Below are 25,677 nucleotides of genomic sequence, written 5' to 3' on the forward strand. Positions count from 1 at the left end.
CATGAGCCGCTTTATTATTGAATTCGGTGACCGCTTAAGCAATCACCTTTAAATTTATGAAAAGCAATTACACAAAATTATTTACAGGCTCAGTATAAACTCTCAAAAATCACTTAAAAAATAGTTTATTTGATTGCTACATTATTAATGTAGCAATCCTTTTTTCTTTTACCCTTCCAAAACCTCTTCCAGCAACTCCTCACTCGGTGCAAAGTAATAGGCACCATCTAGAGGTGTTACGAAATGAAGCAGACGATCATGAATTCCATCGCCAGAGGTACCAAACATACGTTCTAACATAGCATCGATAATCGTAAGGTCTTTGGTGTAGGCAATAAAGAATAGACCCTGGTCACCACGTCCATCACCATAAGGCAGAGAATGACGTAGGATTTCCATTTCTTCGCCTTCTTCATCTTCCACTACAGTACGTGACACGTGCGCATTTTCAGGTTTGACTTCATCATCCAGCTCAATCGATTCAAGCTTGGTACGACCCATAACCTGTTCCTGAGTATCAACTTTTAGCTTTTTCCATTTTTCCAGGTTATGCGCGTAACGTTGGGCAAAAATAAATGAACCATCTTGGAAAACACCTGAATCTTCACCTAATAATGCGACTTCAGCACGATCATCCGGGAATTGCGGATTTTCAGTTCCATCAATAAAGCCAGTTATGTCACGACCATCAAAATAGCGGAAGCAAACCCGCTCATCCAGCACCTGAACCTGATCCTGAATGCCTTCAAAAAAAGCCTGACTGAGCGCAAAACAGATATCAGCACGGGCACTGGCAATATGAATGATCATATCTGCCGGAACCACTGGCATTTCAAATGAACCATGAATGGGCTCAAGCTGTTTAAAGCCTGCAGGAGCTTGATCATAAAGTTTTGCCCACAGTTCAGGACCAAAAGCCACTGCCGTTTTAATTTGTGCTTGAGGATGTTGCGTAATAAGACGATCACGCGAAGTAAAAAGATGTTCGAGTTGTTCTTTTAATTGTTCAATACTCAAATCTTTAAGACGTAAAACAATAAAACGGGCATGATCTGAAGGAAGTGGCAAGATTACCGATTGGGCTGTCATTCATGGCTCCTGTAAGGATAGATCCTGTTTTTAATGTACATATTGTGCCTGAAGCTAGACAGAGTGAATAGTGCAATGCCTTATATTTAAGCAGGTTTTTAGCCTGATTTTATTAGAAAATTCATATAATATTGGGCAAGTTTTGCTGAGTTAAATATCCATGTCCTATCAAATGTGGTTTGCCTATATGCTGGCCTGCTGGGTGATTAGTGTGTCTCCGGGCGCAGGAGCGATTGCTTCCATGTCGAGTGGACTGAATTATGGTTTTCGGCATGGTTACTGGAATGCGCTGGGCCTGCAACTGGCATTATTGGTACAGATTGCAGTGGTTGCGGCAGGCGTGGGAGTTTTGTTTGCGACAACCCCATGGGCATTTTTAGTGGTGAAATGGTTTGGTGTCGGCTATTTATTGTATTTGGCTATTTTGCAATGGAAAGCACCTGTACAATCTATCGAAATTAAACATGAATTGGCGCGAAAATCGAGAGGGAAACTGGTACTGCATGGTTTCTTGGTTAATATCACTAATCCTAAAGCCATCGTATTTTTACTGGCCGTCTTGCCGCAATTTCTGGATTTGTCTAAGCCACAATGGATTCAGTATTTGATTATGGCTGCGACAATGGTGACGATTGATCTGATTGTGATGGCGGGTTATACCGGATTGGCTGCTAAAGTTTTAAGGCTGCTTAGATCGCCGAAACAACAAAAAGTCATGAACCGGACTTTTGCCGGGTTATTTGCCGGCGCTGCATTTTTATTGAGTTTGGTGCATCAATAAAGAGTCTTTGCTCTCTCCTTAAAGGAGAGAGGCGGAATAGATCATTAGAAAATCATCATGATTTAACAGAAATATTAAGCCAGCTTTTTAAACTTCTGCACGCAGAAGAACAGTGCAAATAGCACCGCCATGGTCAGTACAATAGTTAAACCTGTCGAAGTATTGAGACCGGCACTCGACCACAGGCCTACGGTCACCCCAATTTGCGCAATCACGAATGCCCAGATCACCATTTGTTTGGGTGAGTGTGCAAGTAATCGTGCAGTCAGGGCAGGGATCACCAGTAATGCCCCCATCAAGAGTGAACCGACTGCTTTCAGGGCAAGCACGGTAAACAATGCCAATAACAACATAAAGATCAGGCGTTGCCATTTGGCATTTACACCTTCACTGACCGCCATGTCCGGATCAATTGCGATTTGAATCTGCGCTTGCCAACTTTTATAGAGGACGGCTAAGGCCAGAATAATCACAATGGCAAAGGTGGGTAAGTCCGCCCAAGAAATCGTAAGTAAATCACCAAATAGGTAGCTGAGAAGTTCCGGTCTTAAACTCGGTAAATGCTGAATGAATAATAATCCCGAGCAAAGCAGTGTTGCTGAACACAGCGCCAGCAAGGCATCATTGGGCAGGCGCGGATCATGCAGTACCAACAAAATCCCGACCAATAATAAGGCAATAAAAGTTACACCCATCCACAGCGGTAAACTTAAAGCTCCAGCAATGGCAACACCGAGTAAAGTACCGTGTGCCATGGTGTCGGCAAAGAATGACATACGCCGCCAGAGCATGAGACAGCCCAGCGGTGCAGTCAGAAATACCAATAGCGTTCCCATGATCCATGCAGGTAAAAGGAGTTGTAACCAATCCATCATGGTTTAAGCTTCCGGCTCGGGGTGAATATGAGGACGCGAATCATGCTGACAGGGTGTGGCAGAATCGCCATGTGCGCAATGATCATGATGATGCTGATAGAATACCCGGTTAGTACCAAAAATCGCCTGATATTCGGGATGTTGCTGCACGCTTTCCGGCAGCCCACTACAGCAGATATGCTTGTTCAAGCAGACCACACGAGTCGTACCTTGCATCACCCATTGCAGGTCATGTGAAACCATCAGTACGGCACACCCATATTTTTCCGGTAAGTTACGCACATATTCATACAGTTCAGCTTCGGACTGGATGTCTAGACCCTGCATCGGTTCATCGAGAACTAAAATGTCCGGCTGGCGTAATAAGGCGCGGGCCAGTAGCACCCGCTGACGCTCACCGCCAGACAACTGCTGAACTTTAGAATCTTGCAGTTTACTAATGCCGGTATCGCGAATAATTTCGGTTTTAATCTGGGACGGGCATTTTTCTAGTGCCAATAAATCTTTCACTCGTAGCGGCAAGCTATGGGATGGATTGAATTTTTGTGGCACATAAGAAAATTTCAGCTTGCGCGCAGTTTTGATTTCACCCGATTGTGGTTTCAGTATGCCCAGCATGACTTTAATCAAGGTCGATTTACCAGCACCATTGGGACCAATCAGCGTGACAATTTCTTTCTCTTGTAACGAGAAATCAATCGCTTTTAAGATATCGCGCTCATCGATTTTAACCCAGATCTTGGAGAGCTGAATCAGGGGAGAGGCACTTAAGCTTTGTTGCGGCACTGCTGACAAATTCCTGAAATTTCGATAATGCTGTGATGTGCCGTGAAGTCGTCCGAGCTGGCCAGTGCATCAAGCTGATCGAGCAGGCCCTGAGCCGACGCTTCTTTCACGGCTTTACATTCGGTACAGATTAAAAAAGCGGCCTGATGCCCTTCGCGCGGATGGCAACAGGGGATATAGGCATTGATCGAGGTCAGGCGATGAATCAGCCCTTTGCTTAATAAAAAATCCAGAGTGCGATACACCGTTGGTGGTGCTGCAGGACGATCACTGGCATTTTTCATTTGTGCCAGCAGATCATAGGCGCCCATCGGGCCATGTGCGTTCAGAATGAGTTCCAGCACTTCTTTACGTAAAGGTGTAAGGCGTGCGCCGCTTGCTGCACAAAGACTTTCCGCTTCAGCAAGACGTTGTGCGACATTTGGATGGTCGTGCACGCCGTGCAATGCGTTGTGGTGTTCGTGCGAACAGGAACCCATAGTTCACCTCAAGTGCGAAACTGAAAATTAATAGATTTCAAATCTTAACATGAAGCGTTCTGAGTTTCGATTGGGCATAGGTATTTTTGTATTTTTGTTATATTATAACACTTCCTGATTTTATCGTTTTTAAGTGATTTCTACTCATGTTCCGTCTCCTTGCAATCAGTCTATTGGCATTGTTCAGTACACTCAGTTGGTCACAAAGTCTGGTGGTGTCTACGCAGCCGATCTATCTGATTGCCAAGAAAATTACCCAGGGCGTGGAACAGCCGACTTTATTACTGGCTAACCAAAGTGGACATGATGTGAGTCTGACTCCGGCGCATCGAAAAACTATTCAGGATGCAGGTCTGGTGATCTGGCTAGGTCAGGCGCATGAAGCACCCTTAGCGAAAGTGCTGAATGAAAGTAATAAAGGTATCGCACTTTTAGACTCTGGGATTTTGACCACCTTGCCGATGCGTAATCCGCGTGGCGAGGCCTTAAAAAATACGGTAGACACGCATGTCTGGCTCGATCCGAATAATGCAGTGCGGATCGGTTTCTTTATTGCGGCGTTACGTTCGCAACAATTGCCGGAGCATCGTGAACGCTACTGGAAAAATGCCCGTGACTTTGCACAAAACATGTTTGCGACGGCTCAGCGTTATAGTTCAAGCAACAAAGCCAAACCTTATTGGTCTTATCACGATGCCTACCAGTATCTTGAGCGCCCACTCAATTTGAAATTCATGGGGGCGCTGACCGATGATCCACATGTTTCGCCAACCGTGGCACAAATCAAGTTTTTACAGGATCATCGTCCACAGCGCAAAATGTGCCTACTGGCCGAAGGTCATGCCAGTGAAAACCAGTACCGCAAACTCAATCCGGTACTGTTCCAGCATGTCGATGAAAGCATGAGCGGGGCAGGGGACTTTGTGCAGGCTTGGCAGCAATTGGCCGCCGAAACCCAGAAATGTGTACTAAATGCACGCTAATGATTTAAAAAATAGACAGATTTTGATTAGTTTAACAGCAGTGACCCGATTTAAAAAAACACGACTAAGGTCGGGAAAAGATTGCATGTTCAGGGGTGTAACTCTATAATGCCTGCGATTAAAAATAATCACCTGTTAAACTTGTCAAGCATGATTGCTGTGAGTGAATAAATAATGAGCCGAACTAGTCGCTTGATTGACCGACGATTAGCGAAAGCTTTGGTCCTCCTGCAAGCCTGTATGATCCCTGTTTCAGCCTTGATCGGCTGGGTCGTGAAAGACTCAATCGCAGCCTTGAGTGCAGCATTAGGTGCACTGGTATGTTGGCTCGCGACTTGTTATTTTTCGTGGCAATCGTTTCGAGCAGCAGGAGCCCGCGCGTCTAAACAAGTTCTTTCGAACATGTATAAAGGCTTGATGGGAAAGTTTGCCATTGTGATTGTTGGTTTCATTTTAATTTTAAGCAATGTTAAACCGTTGTCAGCGGTGGCGTTGTTTTGTGGTTTTATACTTGTTCAAGCCATGTCGTGGGTCGCTCCGTTTTGGGCGTCACGTCTACAAAAATGAGTATAAGCACAACAAGAAATTGAAAAGTTTTTCAGGAGCAGGCGAGATATCAAGCAGCACGCGATATTCGTTTGTTCTATTAGTTTTTTGACATTGACCAGGTGTGATTTATGGCTGCTGAAGAACATGCCCTTACTTCGACCGAGTATATCAAGCATCACTTGACCAACATGACCTATGGCAAAATGCCGGACGGTACGTGGAAATTGGCCGAGAGCGGTGCTGAAGCTCAACAGATGGGGTTCACTGCTATTCACTTGGATTCAATGGGTTGGTCTATCGGACTGGGTCTGATTTTCTGTTTGTTGTTCTGGTTGGTTGCGAAAGCGGCTAATGCTGGTGTTCCTACCAAGTTCCAGTCTGCAATTGAAATGATTATCGAGTTTGTAGATTCAAGTGTACGTGATACCTTCCACGGGAAGTCTCGATTAATTGCACCCTTAGCATTAACCATTTTCGTGTGGATTTTCCTCATGAACTTGATGGATTTGATCCCTGTTGACTTTATTCCTTATGTAGCTCAACACGCGATTGCTTCTATGCTGGGTGTAGACCCTCATCAGGTTTACTTTAAAATTGTTCCGACTACAGATCCAAACATTACCCTCGGTATGTCTATTTCTGTATTCTTCTTAATTATTTTCTATAGTATTCGTGAGAAAGGTGTTGGCGGCTTCGTTGGTGAGTTAGCACTGAACCCATTTAACCCAAGTAATCCAGTTGCTAAAGTGCTTTTAATTCCATTCAACTTATTGTTGGAATTGACTACTTTCTTGGCGCGACCAGTTTCATTGGCTCTACGACTGTTCGGTAACATGTATGCGGGTGAGTTAATCTTCATTCTTATCGCGTTATTACCGTTCTGGATCCAGTGGGCGTTGTCTGTGCCTTGGGCGATTTTCCACATTTTGATTATTACGCTACAAGCATTCATTTTCATGATGTTGACTATCGTGTACATGAGTATGGCAAGCGAAAAGCATTAATGGTATTGCCTAACTGTCAACGGATGGTTGGGCACACAATTTTTTAACTTAATTTGGTATAAAACCTAACCTCTGAGGAATTATCATGGAACTCACTTTAGGTCTAGTTGCAATTGCATCTGCTATCTTGATCGCTTTCGGTGCTTTAGGTACTGCGATTGGTTTTGGTCTTCTAGGCGGCCGTTTCCTTGAAGCTGTAGCTCGTCAACCAGAATTGGCTCCACAACTTCAAACTCGTATGTTCTTAATCGCGGGTCTTCTTGATGCTGTGCCTATGATCGGTGTTGGTATTGGCTTGTTCTTCATCTTCGCTAATCCATTTGTAGGTTAATCAGCTTAATTCCGAAATTCACTATTTGAGGAATTTGCAATGAATATCAACCTCACATTGTTTGGCCAAGCGATTGCGTTTGCGATTTTTGTCGCATTCTGCATGAAGTTTGTATGGCCACCACTAATCAATGCGATTAGTGAACGTCAGCGTAAAATCGCTGATGGCTTAAATGCTGCTGAAAAAGCGAAGGCTGACCTTGCAGATGCGCAAGCACAAGTGAAAGCTGAGTTAGACGCGGCAAAAGCACAAGCGGCTCAATTGATCGAACAAGCGAACCGTCGTGGTGCACAATTGATCGAAGAAGCGCGTACCCAAGCTGCGGCTGAAGGTGAGCGTATTCGTCAACAGGCTAAAGAAGCTGTTGATACTGAAATCAATGCTGCTCGCGAAGAATTGCGTCAACAAGTGGCTGCTCTTGCAGTAACTGGTGCTGAGAAAATTCTTAGCCAGCAAGTTGATGCAGAAGCTCACAATGCCATGCTGACTCAGCTGGCTGCTAAACTTTAAGAGAGGCGGATTATGGCTGAACTCTTGACGTTGGCACGCCCATACGCTAAAGCAGCATTTGCTTACGCTTCTGAGCAAAGTGCAACTGACTCTTGGTCAACAGCACTTGAATTGCTCAGTGCTGCGGTGCAAGACGAAGCATTTTCAGCTTATCTAAATCGCCCTGAGCTTACACCTGCTGAGCAGGTGGCTCTTTTTGCGAAAGTTTTAGGTGAAGACCAAACTGCAGCAGTGTCTAACTTCCTGACATTGCTTGCAGAGAATAACCGTTTGGTTCTTCTTCCTGAGATTGCAGCAGAATATGAGCAGCTTAAATCACAGAATAACAATACTGTGGATGTTGTGATTGAATCAGCATTCCCATTGACTTCTGTACAGGAACAACTTCTTACTCACGCATTAGAGAAAAAATTCGAAGCGGCGGTAAATGTTTCTGTAGAAGTTAACCCAGCGCTGATTGCTGGTGTAGTTATTCGTGCAGGCGACCAAGTGATAGATGATTCTGCGCTTAACAAGCTTGAAAAAATGCGTACTCGTCTTCTTGCTTAATTGCATTTAGAAGACTGAACTTTAAAAAGATTGAGGTATAGCGCAATGCAACAACTGAATCCATCCGAGATCAGTGCGCTCATTAAACAGCGTATCGGCGATCTGGACACCAGCGCAACCGCTAAGAACGAAGGAACCATTGTTATGGTTTCCGACGGTATTGTGCGTATTCACGGCTTAGCTGACGCTATGTACGGTGAAATGATCGAATTCGACGGCGGCCTTTACGGTATGGCACTGAACCTAGAACAGGATTCAGTGGGCGTCGTTGTTTTAGGTAACTACTTAAGCCTTCAAGAAGGTCAAAAAGCGCGTTGCACAGGTCGTGTATTAGAAGTTCCGGTTGGTCCAGAACTTTTAGGCCGTGTAGTAGATGCTTTGGGTAACCCGATTGATGGTAAAGGCCCTATTGATGCAAAATTAACTGATGCTGTTGAAAAAGTAGCACCAGGCGTAATTTGGCGTCAATCAGTGGATCAACCTGTACAAACTGGTTATAAATCAGTAGATACAATGATCCCTGTAGGCCGTGGTCAACGTGAGTTGATCATTGGTGACCGTCAAACTGGTAAAACAGCAATGGCGATCGACGCGATCATCGCTCAGAAAAACTCTGGCATTAAATGTGTATACGTAGCAATCGGTCAAAAACAATCGACTATCGCTAACGTGGTACGCAAGCTAGAAGAAACTGGCGCTATGGCGTATACAACTGTTGTAGCTGCAGCTGCAGCTGATCCAGCAGCAATGCTGTATCTAGCTCCGTATTCTGGCTGTACAATGGGCGAATACTTCCGTGACCGCGGTGAAGATGCGTTAATCATTTATGATGACTTGTCTAAGCAAGCTGTTGCTTACCGTCAAATTTCATTGCTTTTACGCCGTCCACCAGGTCGTGAAGCGTATCCAGGTGACGTGTTCTATCTACACTCGCGTCTACTTGAACGTGCTTCTCGTGTATCTGCTGACTACGTTGAGAAATTCACTAACGGTGAAGTTAAAGGCCAAACTGGTTCATTAACTGCATTGCCGATTATTGAAACTCAAGCGGGTGACGTATCTGCATTCGTACCAACCAACGTAATTTCGATTACTGATGGTCAGATCTTCCTTGAAACATCATTATTCAACGCAGGTATTCGTCCTGCTGTGAACGCGGGTATCTCTGTATCTCGTGTTGGTGGTTCAGCGCAAACTAAGATCATCAAGAAATTGTCTGGTGGTATCCGTACTGCTTTGGCGCAATACCGTGAATTGGCAGCATTTGCTCAGTTCGCTTCTGATCTTGACGAAGCAACTCGTAAGCAACTTGAACATGGTCAACGTGTAACTGAGTTAATGAAGCAAAAACAATATGCTCCATACTCAATTGCTGACCAAGCTGTTTCAATTTATGCATCTAACGAAGGCTACATGGCTGACGTAGACGTTAAGAAAATCGTAGACTTTGATGCTGCGTTAATTTCTTACTTCCGTTCAGAGCATGCTGCGTTAATGCAACAAATCGATGCCTCTGGTGATTACAACAAAGACATCGAAGCTGCAATCAAAGCAGGTATTGAAAGCTTTAAAGCGACTCAAACTTACTAATTTCAACCTCTGTTGAATTTAGTGTCGGTTTGGTTCACGGAATCAACCTTCGGAAGCTCGCAAGGGCTTTCGAATACTAGGTTAAGCGTATGGCAAATTTAAAAGAAATTCGCGCCAAAGTAGCTAGTATCAAGAGCACGCAGAAGATTACTCGAGCGATGCAAATGGTAGCAGCTTCTAAGATGCGTCGTGCGCAAGAGCGCATGGCTCAAGGCCGTCCGTATGCCGAAAATATGCACCGTGTAATTGCTCATTTGGTCCAAGCGAACCCTGAATACAAACACCGTTATATGGTTGAACGCCCGGTTAAGCGCGTTGGCTATATCATTGTGTCTTCAGATCGTGGCCTTGCTGGTGGTTTGAACATTAACCTGTTCAAGAAAGTGGTTAAACACGTTCAACAGCAACAAGAGCAGTCAATTGAAGTTCAATTTGCTTTAATTGGTCAAAAAGCGGTTTCGTTTTTTAAAAACTACGGCGGTAAAGTGCTTGGTGCGACGACGCAAGTCGGCGATGCCCCAAGTCTTGAGCAGTTATCTGGTTCTGTACAGGTGATGTTGGACGCTTATGATAAAGGCGAGTTAGATCGTATTTATCTAGTGTCAAACGGCTTTGTCAATGCCATGACTCAAAATCAAAAAATCGAACAACTTGTTCCTTTGGCTGCTGCTGAAGAAGACAAGAATCTGAACCGTCAATACGGTTGGGATTACATCTACGAGCCTGAAGCTGAAGAGCTTTTAAATGGCTTGTTGGTTCGCTATATCGAGTCTGTGGTGTATCAAGGTGTGATTGAAAACATCGCATGTGAGCAGTCTGCACGTATGGTCGCTATGAAAGCAGCGACAGACAACGCAGGCGAGATCATTAAGAGCCTGCAACTTATTTATAACAAGCTGCGTCAAGCCGCGATTACTCAGGAAATTTCTGAGATCGTTGGTGGTGCCGCTGCCGTTTAACATTATTTTGAATTGAGGAGACAGCAATGAATAGCGGTCGTATCATTCAGATCATCGGCGCGGTTATCGACGTCGAGTTTGAACGCAACAGCGTTCCTAAGATCTATGACGCTCTCCAAGTAGATGGTACTGAAACTACTTTAGAAGTTCAGCAACAGCTTGGTGATGGCGTAGTTCGTACTATTGCAATGGGTTCTACTGAAGGCCTTAAGCGTGGTTTGAACGTAACTAACACTAACGCGCCGATTTCTGTACCAGTAGGTACAGCGACTCTAGGCCGTATCATGGACGTTCTTGGTCGCCCGATCGACGAAGCTGGTCCTGTTGCGACTGAAGCGCGTTTACCAATTCACCGTCAAGCGCCTTCTTATGCAGAACAAGCGGCTTCTACTGACCTTTTAGAAACTGGTATTAAAGTCATTGACTTACTTTGCCCGTTCGCGAAAGGTGGTAAAGTTGGTCTGTTCGGTGGTGCCGGTGTTGGTAAAACTGTAAACATGATGGAATTGATCAACAACATCGCGAAAGCTCACTCAGGTTTATCTGTGTTTGCTGGTGTTGGTGAACGTACTCGTGAAGGTAACGACTTCTATCACGAAATGAAAGATTCTAACGTTCTAGACAAAGTAGCAATGGTCTACGGTCAGATGAACGAGCCACCGGGTAACCGTTTACGCGTAGCGTTAACTGGTTTGACTATGGCTGAATATTTCCGTGACGAGAAAGACGAAAACGGTAAAGGCCGTGACGTACTATTGTTCGTAGATAACATCTATCGTTATACACTAGCGGGTACTGAAGTATCAGCACTTCTAGGTCGTATGCCATCTGCAGTAGGTTACCAGCCTACACTTGCAGAAGAGATGGGTGTTCTTCAAGAACGTATTACATCGACTAAGTCTGGTTCTATTACGTCAATCCAAGCGGTATACGTACCTGCCGATGACTTAACAGATCCATCGCCTGCTACAACGTTTGCTCACTTGGACGCAACTGTTGTATTGAGCCGTGACATCGCATCTTCTGGTATTTACCCAGCGATCGATCCACTAGACTCAACTTCACGCCAGTTAGATCCGTTAGTTGTTGGTCAAGAGCATTATGAAATTGCACGTTCTGTACAGAACGTATTGCAACGTTATAAAGAGCTTAAAGACATCATCGCGATTCTTGGTATGGACGAGCTTGCTGAAGAAGATAAACTGGTTGTTTACCGTGCGCGTAAAATCCAGCGTTTCTTCTCTCAACCGTTCCACGTAGCTGAAGTATTTACTGGTGCTCCTGGTAAATTAGTATCTCTTAAAGAAACGATTCGTGGCTTTAAAGGTCTTCTAGCTGGTGAATACGATCACATCCCAGAACAAGCGTTCTACATGGTTGGTGGTATTGACGAAGTTATTGCTAAAGCCGAGAAACTTTAATTAGCTACTCTAATTTAGGAGATTCTCATGGCGACTATGCAATGTGATGTTGTAAGTGTTCAGGAGTCTTTGTACTCAGGCACTATAACTATGCTAATTGCAAAAGGTGCTGGCGGTGAGTTAGGTATTATGCCTGGCCATGCTCCGTTGGTAACTTTGCTCCAACCTGGCGCAATCCGCGTTATTTTGGAAAACGGTACAGAAGAGTTGATCTATGTATCTGGTGGTGTTCTAGAAGTTCAACCGCATGTTGTTACGGTTCTTGCAGATACTGCAGTCCGTGCAGAAAACTTAGATGAAGCAGCTATTGTTGAAGCGCGTAAACACGCTGAAGCATTGCTTGCGAATCAAAAGAGCGATTTGGACGCTGCTGCTGCTTTGGCTGCTCTTGCAGAAACTGCTGCTCAGCTGGAAACGATCCGCAAAATCAAAAACCGCGCTCAATAAGAGACGGTTTGAGATTGAAAAAACCACCCGAAAGGGTGGTTTTTTTATATACTAATTTTTTAAATAGTATTTCTAGAATAATGAAAATAGTTTCTTTGAATCCAATTTTTGAGGGTGTTAAGCAAGATTCAAAAATTGTTTATGAAAAAATATTATGTATTGAATGTAAAACAAAAATTAAGCATGAGGTATTGGTAGATATATCACACAATGATTGTTCTGATCCAAATATATCTTTTTATTATAATTATAGAATTTTGAGATGTTTAAATTGTGAGTCTATTTCATATCAAACAAAGTCCCATGACTCTTATGACGTTGATCCTGTAGGGTATGATCAAAGTGAAGATATGATCTACCAAGTAAATTATTTATATAAAACTTTTCCTCTTAGAGACGAAGAAACTGCTTTTTCTAAAGAGTTTGAGAAAATCTTACCTGAAGAGATTTATTCTACTTATGAAGAGGTCATAGTGGCGTTAAATAATAAAATGCCTTTGCTAACTGGATTAGGCTTGAGAACATTATTAGAGCAGATTGTGAAATATTTTGGTCATTCAGATGATTTGGGGGAAATTTTAAATAAGTTTGAACATGAGGGTTTTATCTCAACTAAGCAAAGAGGCTTACTTGATGATATTCGTTATTTAGGGAATGATGCTGCACATAGGGCAGACTCCAAAACTCGAAAAGAGCTAGTTTTGCACTTAAAAGTTTTAGAAAATTTAATTCAACAACTTTTTGTTTACTACAATTTAGATCAAGAAGAGATAAGAAAAATTAAAAGTGTAGGATTAAAACCATCACCTAGACATCCCATTCCAGTAGTAAGAGAAACTACTCAAAAGAGAAGACCTAAGAAGAGGTTATAAAATCTCTGCATTTATTGCATTCTGTACCACTCGATATAACTTTTACCCTTTCTCAGTAATGTTTTGAACCAATCTGTAAACCTGCACACGCCATAAAAAAATCAGTGATAAGTTAAATGATTCGAACAGATTTCGCTTGTTATAGCTTAATACGATAGAAGTTTAGAACAGGCAAAACTTATAATTGAAAAAGGGAAAACCATGGCTTATCAATCTATTAATCCATTTACCAATCAAAAATTGAAAGACTACCCATCGCATAGCGATCAAGATATTCAACATGCACTCGATACTGCAGAAAAAATCCTAAAGTCAGAATGGTCACAGCAGGTCGATACCCGTATTGCAGTACTGCGTAAATTGGCTACCAACATGCGAGCGCAAAAATCCGAACTGGCCAAGCTTATGACCCAGGATATGGGAAAACTGATTAAGCAGAGTGAAGGTGAAATCGAAACCTGCGCCAAAATTGCAGAATACTATGCCGATCATGCCAAAGAATTTTTAGCGCCAGTGTCTTATCAGACCGATCTGGGTGAAGCCTGGGTCGAGCATCATCCACTGGGTATTATTATGGCAGTTGAACCGTGGAATTTCCCATTTTATCAACTGATGCGGGTATTTGCGCCGAACTGTGCCATTGGTAATCCGGTTCTGGCAAAACATGCTGGCATTGTACCGCAATGTGCGGAAGCCTTTGAACAACTGGTCTTGGATGCAGGCGCACCCAAAGGTGTCTGGACCAATCTGTTTATCAGCAGTGATCAGGTCGCGGAAGTAATTGCAGACAAGCGCGTGCGTGGTGTGGCACTCACAGGTTCAGAAGGTGCGGGCAGTGCTGTCGCTGAACAGGCCGGAAAACATCTTAAGAAATCCACACTGGAATTGGGCGGTAATGATGTATTTATCGTACTTGATGATGCTGATCTGGAACGCGCGATCAAGTTAGGCTGTCAGGCGCGGGTTAATAATGCCGGGCAGGTGTGTACGGCGGCGAAACGATTTATCTTGCATGAAAAAATTGCCGAACAATTCAAAGCCGGCATGCTGAAAGCTTTTGAACAGTTAAAGCTGGGTGATCCGCTTGATCCTGAAACCACGTTGGGTCCATTGTCTTCAAAAGATGCGCTGGAAAAACTCTCCAAACAGGTCGAAAAGGCTGTAGCGCAAGGTGCGACCGTAGTTACTGGCGGCAAGGCTGTAGAACATCAAGGCAATTTCTATGCACCGACCATTCTGGAAAATATCACGCGTGAAAATGAAGCTTGGTATGAAGAATTTTTTGGTCCGGTGGCGCAAATTTATGTGGCGAAGAATGATGATGAGATTGTCGAAATTGCCAATGATTCCAATTATGGCCTAGGTGGCGTGATTCATTCACAGGATATCGAGCGTGCCAAAAAACTGGCGTCACGGGTGGAAACAGGCATGATCTGGATCAACTGGTTTACTGACACCACACCTGAGTTGCCATTTGGTGGAATCAAAAATTCCGGTTATGGGCATGAACTGTCGATTGATGGTTTCAGAGAATTTGTGCAGAAAAAACTGGTCGTCGTCAAAAGCCCGAAAAAATAATACGATCTAATGTCAAAGAAGCCACTATTCAGTGGCTTCTTTGTTTGGTTAGTCTGGATATTCCTCACGTTTGCCGCCTTCATAACTGGCAAAACGTGGGTGTTCTGGTGGAAATGACGGTTCAGCACTTGGCCAAGGCCAGCCCCCAAACTGAGTTTCGCGATAACGGCGAAAAGCAGTCTCCAGTTCTTGCGCACTATTCAGCACAAAAGGCCCATGCATAGCCACCGGCGCACCGATCGGTTCACCCTCCAGCCATAAAATATGTGATTCCAGCAGCCCACCTTTGAGATGAATATCTGCATCCGGTTTGAGTTCAAGTAGATGCTTCGGCGCTATCTTCTGTCCTTCAAGTTCCAGGCTTTTGCCCTGATAAAAATAACAAAAACGCGTTGCAGTAGCAGTGGTTGCAGGAATGATTAATTCTGCTTCCGGCTTTAAAGTGATTAAATAAATATTGAGCTGATTCTCTGGCATGGCTGCCCATGAATGTGGTGGCCGATCCAGTGCCTGAGTCTGTTTAAACTGCCCTGAAATGACCCCGATATCCGCTTTACGTCCGGCCGCATCGGCTGAAAATACATGTGGAATTTGTTCACGCCACAACATTTTATAATCGGCTGGCTGTTTTTTCTGTTCTGGTGAGGAGTTCAGCCAGATTTGAAACAGCTCCAGAGGATTGTCCTGATCCTGATGGATTAAGGGGAACATCTCGCAATGCTGTACCCCATTGCCAGTAGTCAGCCATTGCACATCACCCGCGCCATAACGTCCCGAGTTTCCCAGCGAGTCAAAATGATCGACATAACCGCGCTCGACAATGGTAATGGTTTCAAAGCCAGTATGCGGATGTTCCGGAAAGCCGGGAATGCTCTCGCCATAATACATGTCATATTCATGCTGCTGTGGCGGGGAAACTGGGCCTAATTCGGCATTGCCTTGCGGATAATGATCTTGATGATGAACGGTAAAAATAAAAGGATCTTTCAGATCAAGCCGGGATGTGACTGAAACCACAGAATACAGCACTGAATTCGACATGATTGAACTCCTGATGATCTGATTAGATGAAAATTCTTGATCTAAATATAATTTTTATAATCCATAACAGTGTATAGCCTGCAAGGCGATTGAGGAAGATGTGTTTCGATCAATCGCCTTAAAATGAGATTTTTAGGTATTTTAAGTATTGTCCTGATCAGTATTGCTCTCTGATTCCTGATCTGGATTCTGGATCAGCAAGCCGGCCAGTTTGACCATTTCGGATTGCACATTAACCATCTGCGATTCAATCTTTTTCAAGTTTACTTGGCTGAAATCCACCTGACCGTTTAAAAGAGGAGAGGCCAGAACTTGCTGATTGGCGGTCATGATGTTGTCACGAATCTGGTCAATTTCCTGACTTTTTAAGTTCAGGTTGCCCAGTACCTGATTAAAACTGCTGAGTTGCTGTTGTAGCTGGGTCGCAGTGGACTGCAGCTGCTGGGTATCTTTGGCTTCGACCGCCGTTTGCAGTTCGGTCTGGGTCTGTTTTAACTGCTCCACATAACTGCCGGCCTTGAGCTGCAAGTCGGCGACATCCCGAACCATATAAAACATATTGCCCGATTTAAGCTCGGTTTGCGCTGTTGGGCTCTGTTGCTGAGAGGCTAGTTCCAGATCTGAGGTCGTTGTATCTGCTGCCTGTTCAGTCGGTGTTTCGACAGCCTGTTCACAGCCCATCAGTAAAATTCCCGAGCTAAATAATGCGAAAGGAAGGACAGCATTGGCAAGAATCTTGGACATGGAATCAGGGTCTCGATACAGGTAATAGAATTTGAATAGTATTTAATATAAGGACAAACTATGGAGATAAAAAAGATTGTTGCAAACTCATAACAATTCTTCTGGGTTGCGAACGTTGCTCTATTCAGAAATAAGAAAAAGATTATTAAAAGCTGGTAAAGAAGTACTTTGCTCTCACCAAATTGGCTTATTTGGCCTGCAATCATTTTGAAGATATGTCCGGTTAATCTCAATTTAGCTAAATAGCGGTTTTAAAAAAATAAGTATCTATCAAAAAATAGATACTTATTTCAAGCTTGAAGCTTATGAGAATAATCGAGAATTATTTTGCAAGTTCTGCGTTCACTGCATCGACAATCCGTGGATCATCCGCAGTAATATCCGGTGCAAAACGTGCCACCACTTCACCATTTTTATTGATCAGGAATTTTTCAAAGTTCCATAGTACTTCTGGTGGCTGGTTTGGCGTTAGGCCATAATCGACCAGATCTTTCCACCAAGGGCCTTCACCGATGCGTTCCGGGATCGCTTGCGTAAGGGTGGTATATAAAGGATGCTTGTCTTCGCCCGCGACAGAGATTTTAGCAAATAGCGGGAAGTCGACTTTATAATTTACTGAACAGAATTCCTGAATCTCGGCTTCGCTACCCGGTTCCTGTTCCAAAAAGTTATTGGCAGGGAAGCCCAGAATTTCCAGACCTTCCGCTTTTTTGTCCTGATACAGTTTTTGTAAGCCTTCATATTGCGGCGTCAGGCCACATTTAGATGCGACGTTAACCACCAGTAAAACCTTACCTTGGTACTGGTTTAAAGTGGTTTCTGTTCCGTCAATGGTTTTGACTGGAATGTCATATACAGAGCGAGTCATTAGATTTCCTGTTTATTGCGACTGAACGGTATTTGTTTTAACGGGTATTCGCTTTCAGTACAAGTAGAAACAGGTGAGCTTAGTTACTTAAAGCTGCAAATTGCCTCAATATTATGTGAAAAATCTATTATGCTAGGATGCGCGAATAGGCATAGCTTAATAACAAGACCAGCGAATCATGGATGAAAGTATGACACAGCAACAAAAGGCAGTCTGGTGGGCCATGGCCTTACCACTGGCCGCAGTTTTGATTTGGTCTCTGAATATGACGGTTACCCGTTATGTGGCAGATTATATTTCTCCCATCAGTATCAGTTTTTATCGCTGGGCCTTGGCCTTGCTGATTTTAACTCCATTCATGTTGCCCAAAGTCAAAGCAGCGTGGCCGCAGATTCGTCCGCATCTCGGACATTTTGCCATTTTGAGTGCGCTGGGAATGGTGCTGTATCAGGGGCTGGCTTATAGCTCGGCACACTACACTACTGCCACCAACATGGGCCTGATCAATGCCTTTATTCCTATTTTTACCATTATCGTGGGTATTTTTGTTTTAAAGATTCGCCCGACACAGGCTGCAGTGCTGGGAAGTCTCTTGTCCTTTATTGGTTTGATGTATGTCATGGCACAAGGGCAGGGCCTGCAGTTTTTAACTGTCGGTGAAAGTTATATTGGCGATCTGTTGATGTTGATCGCAGTATTTTTCTATGCCTGTTATGGCGTGTTTCTGAAAAAATGGCAGATTCAGATTCCCCTCTTAGTGAGCCTGTATATCCAGATTTTTATGGCCTTTCTCTATCATATTCCTTTGGTATTGATTTTAGGTCTGGATAGCATCAATCATGCTAATGCAGCCAGCATTATCTATGCCGGAATTTTTCCTTCTATTGCCGCACCCTTGTTCTGGATGATGGCTGTGCAACAACTTGGTCCCAATCGCAGCAGTATTTTTATGAATCTGATGCCTGTCTTTACCGCAGTAGTCGCATATTTGTGGCTGGGCGAAGCCTGGACCATGTATCACAGTATCGGCGGTGGCATCATTTTACTCGGAATCCTCTGGGCACAATATCCCGGAAGATCTGCTTAATCAGGAATTAAAAGAGCTGATTAAGAATTTTTTCTGATTAAATATTGATCTTTTGAACATTTTTTTTTAATTGAAATCCCCTTTTAAATGCTAATTTTCAAATGTTAAAACAAATAGAAAAATATCGTTTTATTTTAAAAAGAGAATAGAAAGAGCAAGATATTTTGAATATTGGTCAAAAATTGTTTGCTATTAATAGAAAATATGTATTATTTGATTGTTTTATTATACTTGTCGTTGTACTCAGTTTCTTTCATAATGCGCCCATCGAGAATGATCATGCAAGAAAATCCTTGTTTTATCAGACTCCCAGAGATTTTCTGAACCCTCTGGATGTGATTTATGCACATCCTTTTTTATGCTCAGCCATCCCTATATGGCTGAGCTTTTTTTTGTCTTAAAACTTTAGTCGGGCTTGAGTGTCCCGACTAAATCAGACACGAATAACTACGCCAGTCACTGCATCAATGATCCGGCTTGGTTGCTGACTTAAACCGAGGTCACCATTCAGATAATTCAGGTTCTGGTCAAAATAGCGGATCGCATCCTGCAGTGAGCGGGCAGGTTCCATGCCGGCAGGGTTGGCACTGGTAGAAACGATAAAACCGCCAAAGGCCTGACACAATGCTACACAGAGCGGGTGAGTGGTCACGCGGACGGCTACTTTAGGATGATGACCTTTAATCCAGTCAGGAATATCTTTATTTGCAGGAAGCAGCCAGGTGGTCGCACGCTCAGCAGGCCTGTCATTGCTCCAGGATTCAATCACTTTTTCACGCATTTCTTCGCTTAAATCCTGCAGCAGGTGTTCTACCTGTGAAAGATGAGCTGCCAACAAAATTACACCTTTCTCAATCGGGCGCTGCTTCAATTCTAAAATTTGATGAAATGCCTGTTCATTATAGGGGTCGCAACCCAAGCCCCAAACAGCCTCTGTGGGATATGCCAAGACTTGTCCGTCTTTAAGCCATGCTGCTGCTTCGGCAACAGAGGTAGTGATCATGTGGATACCTTATATTAAACAACAAAGCGCTATTGTGAACTTTATTTGAGAATCCGACAACGTAGATACAGGCCGGCTTGCTGGGTACAAAAACCGAGTAACTCCAGCTCCATCAGTTGACTGGTCAGCGCAGACACTTCTTGCTGTACCTGTGTCCTCAGCTGATCCAGACTCTGTCCCACCCAGTCCAGTTGATTATAAAGACTGAGCAGATGTGGCGGAATCTGCTGAGGTTCTGCTTCAGTAACTTCCATTTTGGTGGTGTTTTCCATCGCTTGCCATTGCGTCGCCAGTGCCAGTTCTTCGATGACCTGCTGCGGGTGATCAATCAAAATTGCACCTTCACGAATCAGTTGGTGGCAGCCCTGATGATGCTCGCTGTAAATATGTCCCGGAATGGCAAACACAGTTTTACCTTGCTCAGCTGCCAGTTTAGCCGTAATCAGAGAACCACTTTTTAATGCAGCCTCTGCCACAATCACACCTAGACTTAAACCACTGACGATTCGGTTGCGCCGTGGGAAATGGTGTTGCAAAGGCAGCGTATCTGGTAGAAACTCACTGATGACTGCACCATCGTGCTCAATGATTTGCTGGCGTAGTGATTGATGTTGTGCTGGATAGGTTTGATCCAGTCCAGTCGCCATCACTGCAATTGTCCCTTGATGCTGTAACGCAGCCCGATGCGCTGCTTCATCAATACCGTATGCCAGACCGCTATTGATATAGAAACCCTGTTCACTCAAATAAAAGGCAAAATCATAAGCCACTTGCCGGCCATGCGGACTCGGCTTGCGACTGCCCACAATTGCAATCTGTGCCTGAAGCAGGGTATCAGGTCGACCTTGACCAAAAATGATCGGTGGTTTATCTACATAAGGATGCAACTGCTGCGGGTAATGCGGATCGCTATGCAATAAAATAAAATCGCTATCCTGCTGGATCTGTTGCAGACAACGCTGAAATTTCTGTTGCGCTTCTGGGAGGTAAAACTCTTTTAAGCGCTGCACATGATTGGCATGAAGGCCGAGTGCTTGCCAGACGGGTACTTGATCCGGCTGAAGGGCATGCGCCAGTTCGGCATAATGTTGACTGATTTTATAGAAACTCGAAAGAGAATGCTGAACCAGATACCATAACGTAATTGTTTCCAGTTGCGCGCGTGATAACGGGTTCAGCATATTGAGACCTATAGGGTTGTCTTCTTATTATTAAGTTTTTTTATTTAGACAAATATTTATTCATCTAAAAGAGGTGCTTGAATTCCTGCACCAACCTTGATTGGTAATTCGCTCTCTAGCACATAGGCATAGCTTAATTGATCGAAGTTTTTGAATACCATGATTTGGCCAATACGCTCACCTGGCAATTGCACACGTTCTTTAGTTTTAGGATCAGTGACCACTTCACCTTTTTGATTCACACTAAAGACATGACCCGTCTGAACTCCATGTGCCGTACCACGGTCAATGGTGACAACACTATGACGTGCTGCTGTACCAATTGACCCCAATACACGCACAATCTGGCCACCGGCAGCAATATTTTCTGCATTGGTCGGATAGAACAGAGTCGGTAACATTGGATCGTATTCTGGTAAGACACGATCACCGCGACGTACTTCAGCATTGTAACTATCTGTCAGTTCAAGTGTGGTGACATCACCTTCGCCACGAACTGCAATACCAGATGCCACCTGTTGCAGCTCAAGTGCAGCAGTATATTTCTTGCCGTTTGCATCCGTAAATACATACGGTTCAGCTTCACGATAAACGGCATAGCGTTGACCCACTACCAGACCGTGACCACGTGCATAAACTTTCTGGCCTTTGCCAGCCAGTACGCGCTGATCTGCAGTTCCGAGAATGTAGGGTGTGCCCTGAACTGAATCAGGCGCCAGAAGGGTATAGCGTTCCAACCACTGCTTGATATGCTCAAGCGGAATCACTGGAATCGTATTATTTAAAGATTCAACACGAATCTGGGGTTGCAGAGAAGTACTGCCAAGATAGCGGCTGATAATACCTTCACAACCATCACCTTCGTCTTTACCAATAATCGGACGGCCTTGGTAATCACACATCAGCAGGCGGTCACCCGGGAAAATCCAATGTGGATTTTTCACGTGCTTATTACTGGCCCAGATTTCCGGCCAACGGACCGGATTTTTCAGGAAGCGTTTCGAGATATCCCAAAGCGTATCGCCTTTTTTCACCACATAAACGTTCGGTGCATTAGCTTTTAATGCCGGTGGATTGACGTTGCGTGCAGGTGCTGCCTCGGCAGAATGAATGGTCCCCATACTGACGCCTACACAAACTGCAAGTGCCAGCATCTGATTTTTAGACCCCAAGGCACTAAAAAATGGCATGCCCTTCAAAACCTTTTTCATTATCATAATTCCTAAAATTATGTGCGTAGTTGCGTTATAATAACGATCTTACACACATTTTTTTGATGAAGCATTCCCTTCATTTGGTTTTTTGATCAATGGCATAATTGAGGACGCAGTATGGCCTTATTACCTATTTTAAGTTTCCCGGATCCCCGTCTTCGTACCATTGCACAACCTGTCGAAGAAGTGACTGATGAAATTCGTCAGCTCGCTGCGGATATGTTTGAAACCATGTATGAAGCACCAGGTATCGGACTTGCCGCGACTCAGGTGGATCGTCATATTCAGCTGATTGTTATGGATCTGTCTGAAAATAAAGATCAACCGATGGTGTTTATTAACCCCAAAATCACACCATTGACTGAAGAAACGCAGCCCTACGAAGAAGGCTGTCTATCAGTTCCTCAAATATACGATAAAGTTGATCGTCCGTCACGCGTAAAAATCGAGGCAATTAATCTGGAAGGTCAAGCATTTGAGCTCGATGCTGACGGACTTCTCGCTGTGTGTATCCAACATGAAATGGATCACTTAAATGGCAAATTATTTGTCGATTATTTATCGCCATTAAAACGTCAACGGGCACGTGAAAAAGTGGAAAAACTGGTCCGCCAGCGTAATAAAGACAAGGTCGCAGTCAAGCGCTAAGTCTATTATTTTGGCTCAATTTAATGTCAAATAAAGCCCAATTTCAATTGGGCTTTGTTATACTGGGCACCAGCATATTTTAGGGTTGATCTGTGTTGTTACGAGGTGGGCTGCTATTTGCATTTGCAGCTGTGTTTCTACAGATTGCTGTATTTTTACAGCCTTTGTTACCGAAGCAATATCAGGTTGCTCCGGTCTGTGAAACCATCACGCGTGCGCTTTTTATCGCGACAGATGCTCATGCGCAGCATAGCGCTGGCGAGCATAGTCACCTTATCCAATCTGATCATCTTCAACATGATCATCATGATGCCAATCATCAGTGTCAGTACTGTAAGGTTCATGCCAATTTAGTCTTACCACCTGATCTGGACATCAAACAGGTTCTTGACCGGATTCATGTCCGTTTAATTGCCTATCAAAAAACCTTTAAGCATGTCTGGTTTGTCCTTCAGCAACTCTTCTTAATTCCTCAGGGGCGAGCGCCACCACTGCCTGCATAAATCTGCATTTTTCAGCTTGGGTTGGTATTGACTCAAGCCGTGCCTAATTTATGTATTTAGTGAGATAGAGAAATGGCTCAGCCTAAATTTTCTTTACAGCCACTTGCGGCTGCGATTTGTGTTGCTTGTTATTCTTCGATAGTGATGGCCAATGACGCCATGCCGGTTCAGACATTTGCCCCGATTGTGGTGACGTCAGCATCAGGTAATGATGCCAATGGGCTGATTGTCCGCGCTGATCCAAAACAGCCGATTCAACCGATTCCTGCCAGTGATGGTGCGGATTATTTGCAAAGTATTGTCGGCTTTAGTTCGGTCAATAGCGGTGCCGGCACCAATGGTGATGTGACGTTCCGCGGCATGTTTGGTTCACGAATTAAGATCCTAACTGATGGCACCGAAAACCTGGGCGCCTGTCCAAGTCGTATGGATTCGCCGACCTCTTATATTTCTCCGGAAAGCTATGACCGTATTTCGGTGATTAAAGGACCGCAAACGGTTCAGTATGCCAATACTGGCTCTGCGGCCACAGTGATTTTCGAACGTACACCGGAGCAGTTTGATCAAGATCAAAACTATCGCGGTCAGGCCAGTGTCTTGATGGGAGCTTTCGGACGTCTTGATCATAATGTGGAAGTCGCAGCAGGCGATGAACAGAAATATATTCGCCTCAATACCAATCGTTCGGTATTGAATAGCTATCAAGATGGAGATGGAACCACTGTACCTTCAGATTGGGAGCGCTGGAATGCGGATCTGGCATTGGGCTGGACTCCAGATACAGATACCTGGGTAGAGCTAAGTGGCGGTAAAGCTGATGGTGAAGCAGTTTATGCCGGCCGTGCAATGGACGGTTCCAAGTTTGCCCGCGAAAGTTTAGGACTTCGTGTAGAAAAGAAAAATCTTACCGATATCATTCAAAAAGTCGAAGCTCAAGTGAACTATAACTTTAATGACCACGTTATGGATAACTTTAGTTTACGTGAGTTCCAGCCTGGAGGAATGATGAGTATGCCAATGGCGACCAATGTGACACGTAAAACATTGAACGCACGTATGGCAATGACCAATGAGTGGGATAAATTGCAGCTGATTACTGGTATTGATAGTCAGAACAATGAACATACTAAACGTAACGGAAGTCTGATGACGCCGTATCAAACTCAGCCACGAACTCAAGATATGGAATTCCAGTCTGTGGGGGCTTTTGGAGAATTGAGTTATCAGCTTAGTGATAACAATAAGCTAGTGTCTGGTGTTCGTCTTGATCAGGTCAATGTAGACGCTGTTCAATCTCAACAGGAACGCAAAGAAACTTTACCGAGTGCCTTTATTCGTTTTGAAAATCATCATCCCGATCATGACGATGGCAAGACCTATATTGGTCTGGGTTATGTCGAGCGTATGCCGGATTACTGGGAATTGTTTAGTCCTAAAACGGGAAATGATAACGTCAATACTTTTGCCAATATTGATATTGAAAAGACATTACAGTTTGATTTTGGTTATCAACATGAGCATGGTCATTTCAACTCATGGGCATCCGCATACGCAGGTTTGATTAATGATTATGTGTTAACGACATATAAACCTACTGGCATGATGGGAATGCTTGAAGCACATACCCGTAATGTCGATGCCACTATCGCTGGTGCAGAAGCTGGAATTGGTTACCAGTTTACTGACCGCCTGCAGGCCGATATCAGCGCCATGTATGCCTGGGGTGAAAACACCACAGATAATACGCCGTTACCACAAATCTCTCCTTTAGAAGCCCGTGTTAACTTGCGCTATGTTCAAGACAAATATAATTTTGGATTGCTATGGCGTGTAGTAGATGGTCAAAACCGGATCAGTCTTAACGAAGGTAATATTGTGGGTTATGACAACAAGCAGAGCGCAGGCTTTGGCACTTTGTCTTTAAACGGTAGCTACCATGTCATGGATAGCGTGGATATATCAGTCGGAGTCGATAATGTCCTAGACCGGACTTATACCGAGCACTTAAATAAAATGGGTGCTTCCGGGACAGGTTTACCAACAACCGAGCAGTTTAATAATATGGGACGTAATTACTGGGCACGTGTCAGTATGAAATTCTAATTGTTGCTCAGTACTCCAAAAGCCATTGCTCAATAGCGATGGCTTTTTAATTTTTAGGGTTGCAATAAATTTTCCATATTTAAATAGGGCCTATGTATCTTGGAAGAAGACTGGATAAAACAAGTTTTGTGTATATAAACGCCAGGTTGATGAAGAATCAAACAAGAATAGAATGTGAATTGAACGACATAAGTCATGTGATAAAGACTTTTATAATTTAAATTCAAATAAAACAATATCTTATTGATTTAGTGGGTAGGTTTTGTTGAAGGTGCTCAATAAAATTCAAAAATAATGAAAATAAATTAACTATATATAACAATTACTTGTATTTTTATTGGTTTATAAAACAAACACACGATAAAAAATCTTTGCAAGAAGTGTTGCAAGCGCTCTGAAATGCTGTAGAATGCACATCCATCGGCGGTGATGAAGATTAAAACTTCTGATAAAACAGTGACTTAGTTAAGTTTGATTGAGTT

The 25,677-nt window shown here is 43.8% G+C and carries 27 protein-coding genes; 17 read left to right on the top strand and 10 right to left on the bottom strand.

What is annotated here, in order from left to right; all coding sequences use genetic code 11:
- Positions 1–168: 168 nt before the first annotated feature.
- Positions 169–1,089 carry a Dyp-type peroxidase gene (locus NI466_RS13245; protein WP_253173812.1) on the bottom strand — a complete coding sequence of 307 codons (921 nt, stop codon included), beginning with the start codon at positions 1,087–1,089 and terminating at the stop codon, positions 169–171.
- Between the two features lie 160 nt (positions 1,090–1,249).
- On the opposite strand from NI466_RS13245, the gene NI466_RS13250 reads away from it, so the two are divergent.
- Complete coding sequence (locus tag NI466_RS13250) at positions 1,250–1,870, top strand: LysE family transporter (protein ID WP_004280977.1); 621 nt, start codon at positions 1,250–1,252, stop codon at positions 1,868–1,870.
- Positions 1,871–1,944: 74 nt separating this feature from the next.
- On the opposite strand, the gene znuB is transcribed toward NI466_RS13250, so the two are convergent.
- Genes znuB through NI466_RS13265 form a run of 3 tightly spaced genes read right to left on the bottom strand, consistent with a single transcriptional unit; the run spans position 1,945 to position 4,010 of the window.
- The gene (znuB, locus tag NI466_RS13255) at positions 1,945–2,745 is read right to left on the bottom strand and encodes a zinc ABC transporter permease subunit ZnuB (protein WP_253173813.1); all 801 of its coding nucleotides are present in this window, start codon (positions 2,743–2,745) and stop codon (positions 1,945–1,947) included.
- 3 nt (positions 2,746–2,748) lie between these two features.
- Positions 2,749–3,531 carry a zinc ABC transporter ATP-binding protein ZnuC gene (gene znuC / locus NI466_RS13260; RefSeq protein WP_005105130.1) on the bottom strand — a complete coding sequence of 261 codons (783 nt, stop codon included), beginning with the start codon at positions 3,529–3,531 and terminating at the stop codon, positions 2,749–2,751.
- Positions 3,513–4,010: a transcriptional repressor gene (locus tag NI466_RS13265; protein ID WP_004280980.1), complete on the bottom strand. Its 498-nt coding sequence runs from the start codon at positions 4,008–4,010 to the stop codon at positions 3,513–3,515. Before NI466_RS13265 ends, znuC begins: the two co-directional genes overlap by 19 nt.
- A gap of 146 nt (positions 4,011–4,156) precedes the next feature.
- Between NI466_RS13265 and NI466_RS13270 the strand changes: the two genes are divergently transcribed.
- The 12 genes from NI466_RS13270 (at position 4,157) to NI466_RS13325 (ending at position 14,803) form a co-directional block, all read left to right on the top strand.
- Positions 4,157–4,993 (top strand): metal ABC transporter solute-binding protein, Zn/Mn family, encoded by an 837-nt coding sequence (locus NI466_RS13270; protein WP_253173814.1) that lies wholly within the window; start codon positions 4,157–4,159, stop codon positions 4,991–4,993.
- 174 nt (positions 4,994–5,167) lie between these two features.
- A complete protein-coding gene (locus NI466_RS13275) occupies positions 5,168–5,560 on the top strand; it encodes an ATP synthase subunit I (RefSeq protein WP_253173815.1) in 393 nt (130 codons plus the stop codon).
- 110 nt (positions 5,561–5,670) lie between these two features.
- Positions 5,671–6,546: a F0F1 ATP synthase subunit A gene (gene atpB, locus NI466_RS13280; protein ID WP_004644859.1), complete on the top strand. Its 876-nt coding sequence runs from the start codon at positions 5,671–5,673 to the stop codon at positions 6,544–6,546.
- A gap of 85 nt (positions 6,547–6,631) precedes the next feature.
- Positions 6,632–6,877: a F0F1 ATP synthase subunit C gene (gene atpE / locus NI466_RS13285; protein WP_000424060.1), complete on the top strand. Its 246-nt coding sequence runs from the start codon at positions 6,632–6,634 to the stop codon at positions 6,875–6,877.
- A 39-nt stretch (positions 6,878–6,916) separates the two neighbouring features.
- Complete coding sequence (locus tag NI466_RS13290) at positions 6,917–7,387, top strand: F0F1 ATP synthase subunit B (protein WP_004280990.1); 471 nt, start codon at positions 6,917–6,919, stop codon at positions 7,385–7,387.
- A 12-nt stretch (positions 7,388–7,399) separates the two neighbouring features.
- A complete protein-coding gene (locus NI466_RS13295) occupies positions 7,400–7,936 on the top strand; it encodes a F0F1 ATP synthase subunit delta (RefSeq protein ID WP_004644860.1) in 537 nt (178 codons plus the stop codon).
- A 45-nt stretch (positions 7,937–7,981) separates the two neighbouring features.
- A complete protein-coding gene (gene atpA / locus NI466_RS13300) occupies positions 7,982–9,526 on the top strand; it encodes a F0F1 ATP synthase subunit alpha (RefSeq protein WP_004644861.1) in 1,545 nt (514 codons plus the stop codon).
- 89 nt (positions 9,527–9,615) lie between these two features.
- Positions 9,616–10,485: a F0F1 ATP synthase subunit gamma gene (atpG, locus tag NI466_RS13305; RefSeq protein WP_004644862.1), complete on the top strand. Its 870-nt coding sequence runs from the start codon at positions 9,616–9,618 to the stop codon at positions 10,483–10,485.
- A gap of 26 nt (positions 10,486–10,511) precedes the next feature.
- A complete protein-coding gene (atpD, locus tag NI466_RS13310) occupies positions 10,512–11,906 on the top strand; it encodes a F0F1 ATP synthase subunit beta (protein ID WP_004644863.1) in 1,395 nt (464 codons plus the stop codon).
- A gap of 27 nt (positions 11,907–11,933) precedes the next feature.
- Entirely contained in the window at positions 11,934–12,353 is a 420-nt protein-coding gene (locus NI466_RS13315; protein WP_004732608.1) for a F0F1 ATP synthase subunit epsilon, read from the top strand.
- A 14-nt stretch (positions 12,354–12,367) separates the two neighbouring features.
- The gene (locus tag NI466_RS13320) at positions 12,368–13,225 is read left to right on the top strand and encodes a DUF4145 domain-containing protein (protein ID WP_228719753.1); all 858 of its coding nucleotides are present in this window, start codon (positions 12,368–12,370) and stop codon (positions 13,223–13,225) included.
- Between the two features lie 201 nt (positions 13,226–13,426).
- Positions 13,427–14,803 carry an NAD-dependent succinate-semialdehyde dehydrogenase gene (locus tag NI466_RS13325; RefSeq protein WP_253173816.1) on the top strand — a complete coding sequence of 459 codons (1,377 nt, stop codon included), beginning with the start codon at positions 13,427–13,429 and terminating at the stop codon, positions 14,801–14,803.
- Between the two features lie 48 nt (positions 14,804–14,851).
- Here the strand turns inward: NI466_RS13325 and NI466_RS13330 are convergent, their stop codons facing one another.
- From NI466_RS13330 to NI466_RS13340, 3 genes are all read right to left on the bottom strand, one after another.
- On the bottom strand, positions 14,852–15,844 hold the full coding sequence (locus tag NI466_RS13330; protein ID WP_253173817.1) for a pirin family protein: 993 nt from the start codon (positions 15,842–15,844) through the stop codon (positions 14,852–14,854).
- Between the two features lie 141 nt (positions 15,845–15,985).
- Complete coding sequence (locus tag NI466_RS13335) at positions 15,986–16,588, bottom strand: PM1805 family lipoprotein (protein WP_253173818.1); 603 nt, start codon at positions 16,586–16,588, stop codon at positions 15,986–15,988.
- A 322-nt stretch (positions 16,589–16,910) separates the two neighbouring features.
- A complete protein-coding gene (locus NI466_RS13340) occupies positions 16,911–17,456 on the bottom strand; it encodes a glutathione peroxidase (protein WP_195725446.1) in 546 nt (181 codons plus the stop codon).
- Between the two features lie 190 nt (positions 17,457–17,646).
- On the opposite strand from NI466_RS13340, the gene NI466_RS13345 reads away from it, so the two are divergent.
- Positions 17,647–18,543: a DMT family transporter gene (locus NI466_RS13345; protein ID WP_253114787.1), complete on the top strand. Its 897-nt coding sequence runs from the start codon at positions 17,647–17,649 to the stop codon at positions 18,541–18,543.
- A gap of 433 nt (positions 18,544–18,976) precedes the next feature.
- Here the strand turns inward: NI466_RS13345 and tsaC are convergent, their stop codons facing one another.
- The 3 genes from tsaC to NI466_RS13360 are packed head-to-tail and all read right to left on the bottom strand — an operon-like array spanning position 18,977 to position 21,938.
- The gene (gene tsaC, locus NI466_RS13350; RefSeq protein WP_253173819.1) at positions 18,977–19,546 is read right to left on the bottom strand and encodes an L-threonylcarbamoyladenylate synthase type 1 TsaC; all 570 of its coding nucleotides are present in this window, start codon (positions 19,544–19,546) and stop codon (positions 18,977–18,979) included.
- Positions 19,547–19,587: 41 nt separating this feature from the next.
- Positions 19,588–20,727, bottom strand: coding sequence for a DNA-processing protein DprA (dprA, locus tag NI466_RS13355; RefSeq protein ID WP_253173820.1), 1,140 nt, complete (start codon positions 20,725–20,727; stop codon positions 19,588–19,590).
- A gap of 56 nt (positions 20,728–20,783) precedes the next feature.
- The gene (locus NI466_RS13360) at positions 20,784–21,938 is read right to left on the bottom strand and encodes a LysM peptidoglycan-binding domain-containing protein (RefSeq protein ID WP_253173821.1); all 1,155 of its coding nucleotides are present in this window, start codon (positions 21,936–21,938) and stop codon (positions 20,784–20,786) included.
- Positions 21,939–22,058: 120 nt separating this feature from the next.
- Between NI466_RS13360 and def the strand changes: the two genes are divergently transcribed.
- The 3 genes from def to NI466_RS13375 all read left to right on the top strand — a co-directional run bounded on the left by def (position 22,059) and on the right by NI466_RS13375 (position 25,195).
- The gene (gene def, locus NI466_RS13365) at positions 22,059–22,589 is read left to right on the top strand and encodes a peptide deformylase (protein ID WP_004644875.1); all 531 of its coding nucleotides are present in this window, start codon (positions 22,059–22,061) and stop codon (positions 22,587–22,589) included.
- A 92-nt stretch (positions 22,590–22,681) separates the two neighbouring features.
- Positions 22,682–23,092, top strand: a complete 411-nt coding sequence (locus NI466_RS13370) for a DUF2946 family protein (protein WP_253173822.1) — start codon at positions 22,682–22,684, stop codon at positions 23,090–23,092.
- Between the two features lie 72 nt (positions 23,093–23,164).
- Complete coding sequence (locus tag NI466_RS13375) at positions 23,165–25,195, top strand: TonB-dependent copper receptor (RefSeq protein WP_253173823.1); 2,031 nt, start codon at positions 23,165–23,167, stop codon at positions 25,193–25,195.
- The last annotated feature ends 482 nt before the right edge of the window (positions 25,196–25,677 follow it).

Origin of the sequence: Acinetobacter lwoffii (genome assembly GCF_024129595.1) — a bacterium.
Taxonomy (GTDB): Bacteria; Pseudomonadota; Gammaproteobacteria; order Pseudomonadales; family Moraxellaceae; genus Acinetobacter; species Acinetobacter lwoffii_O.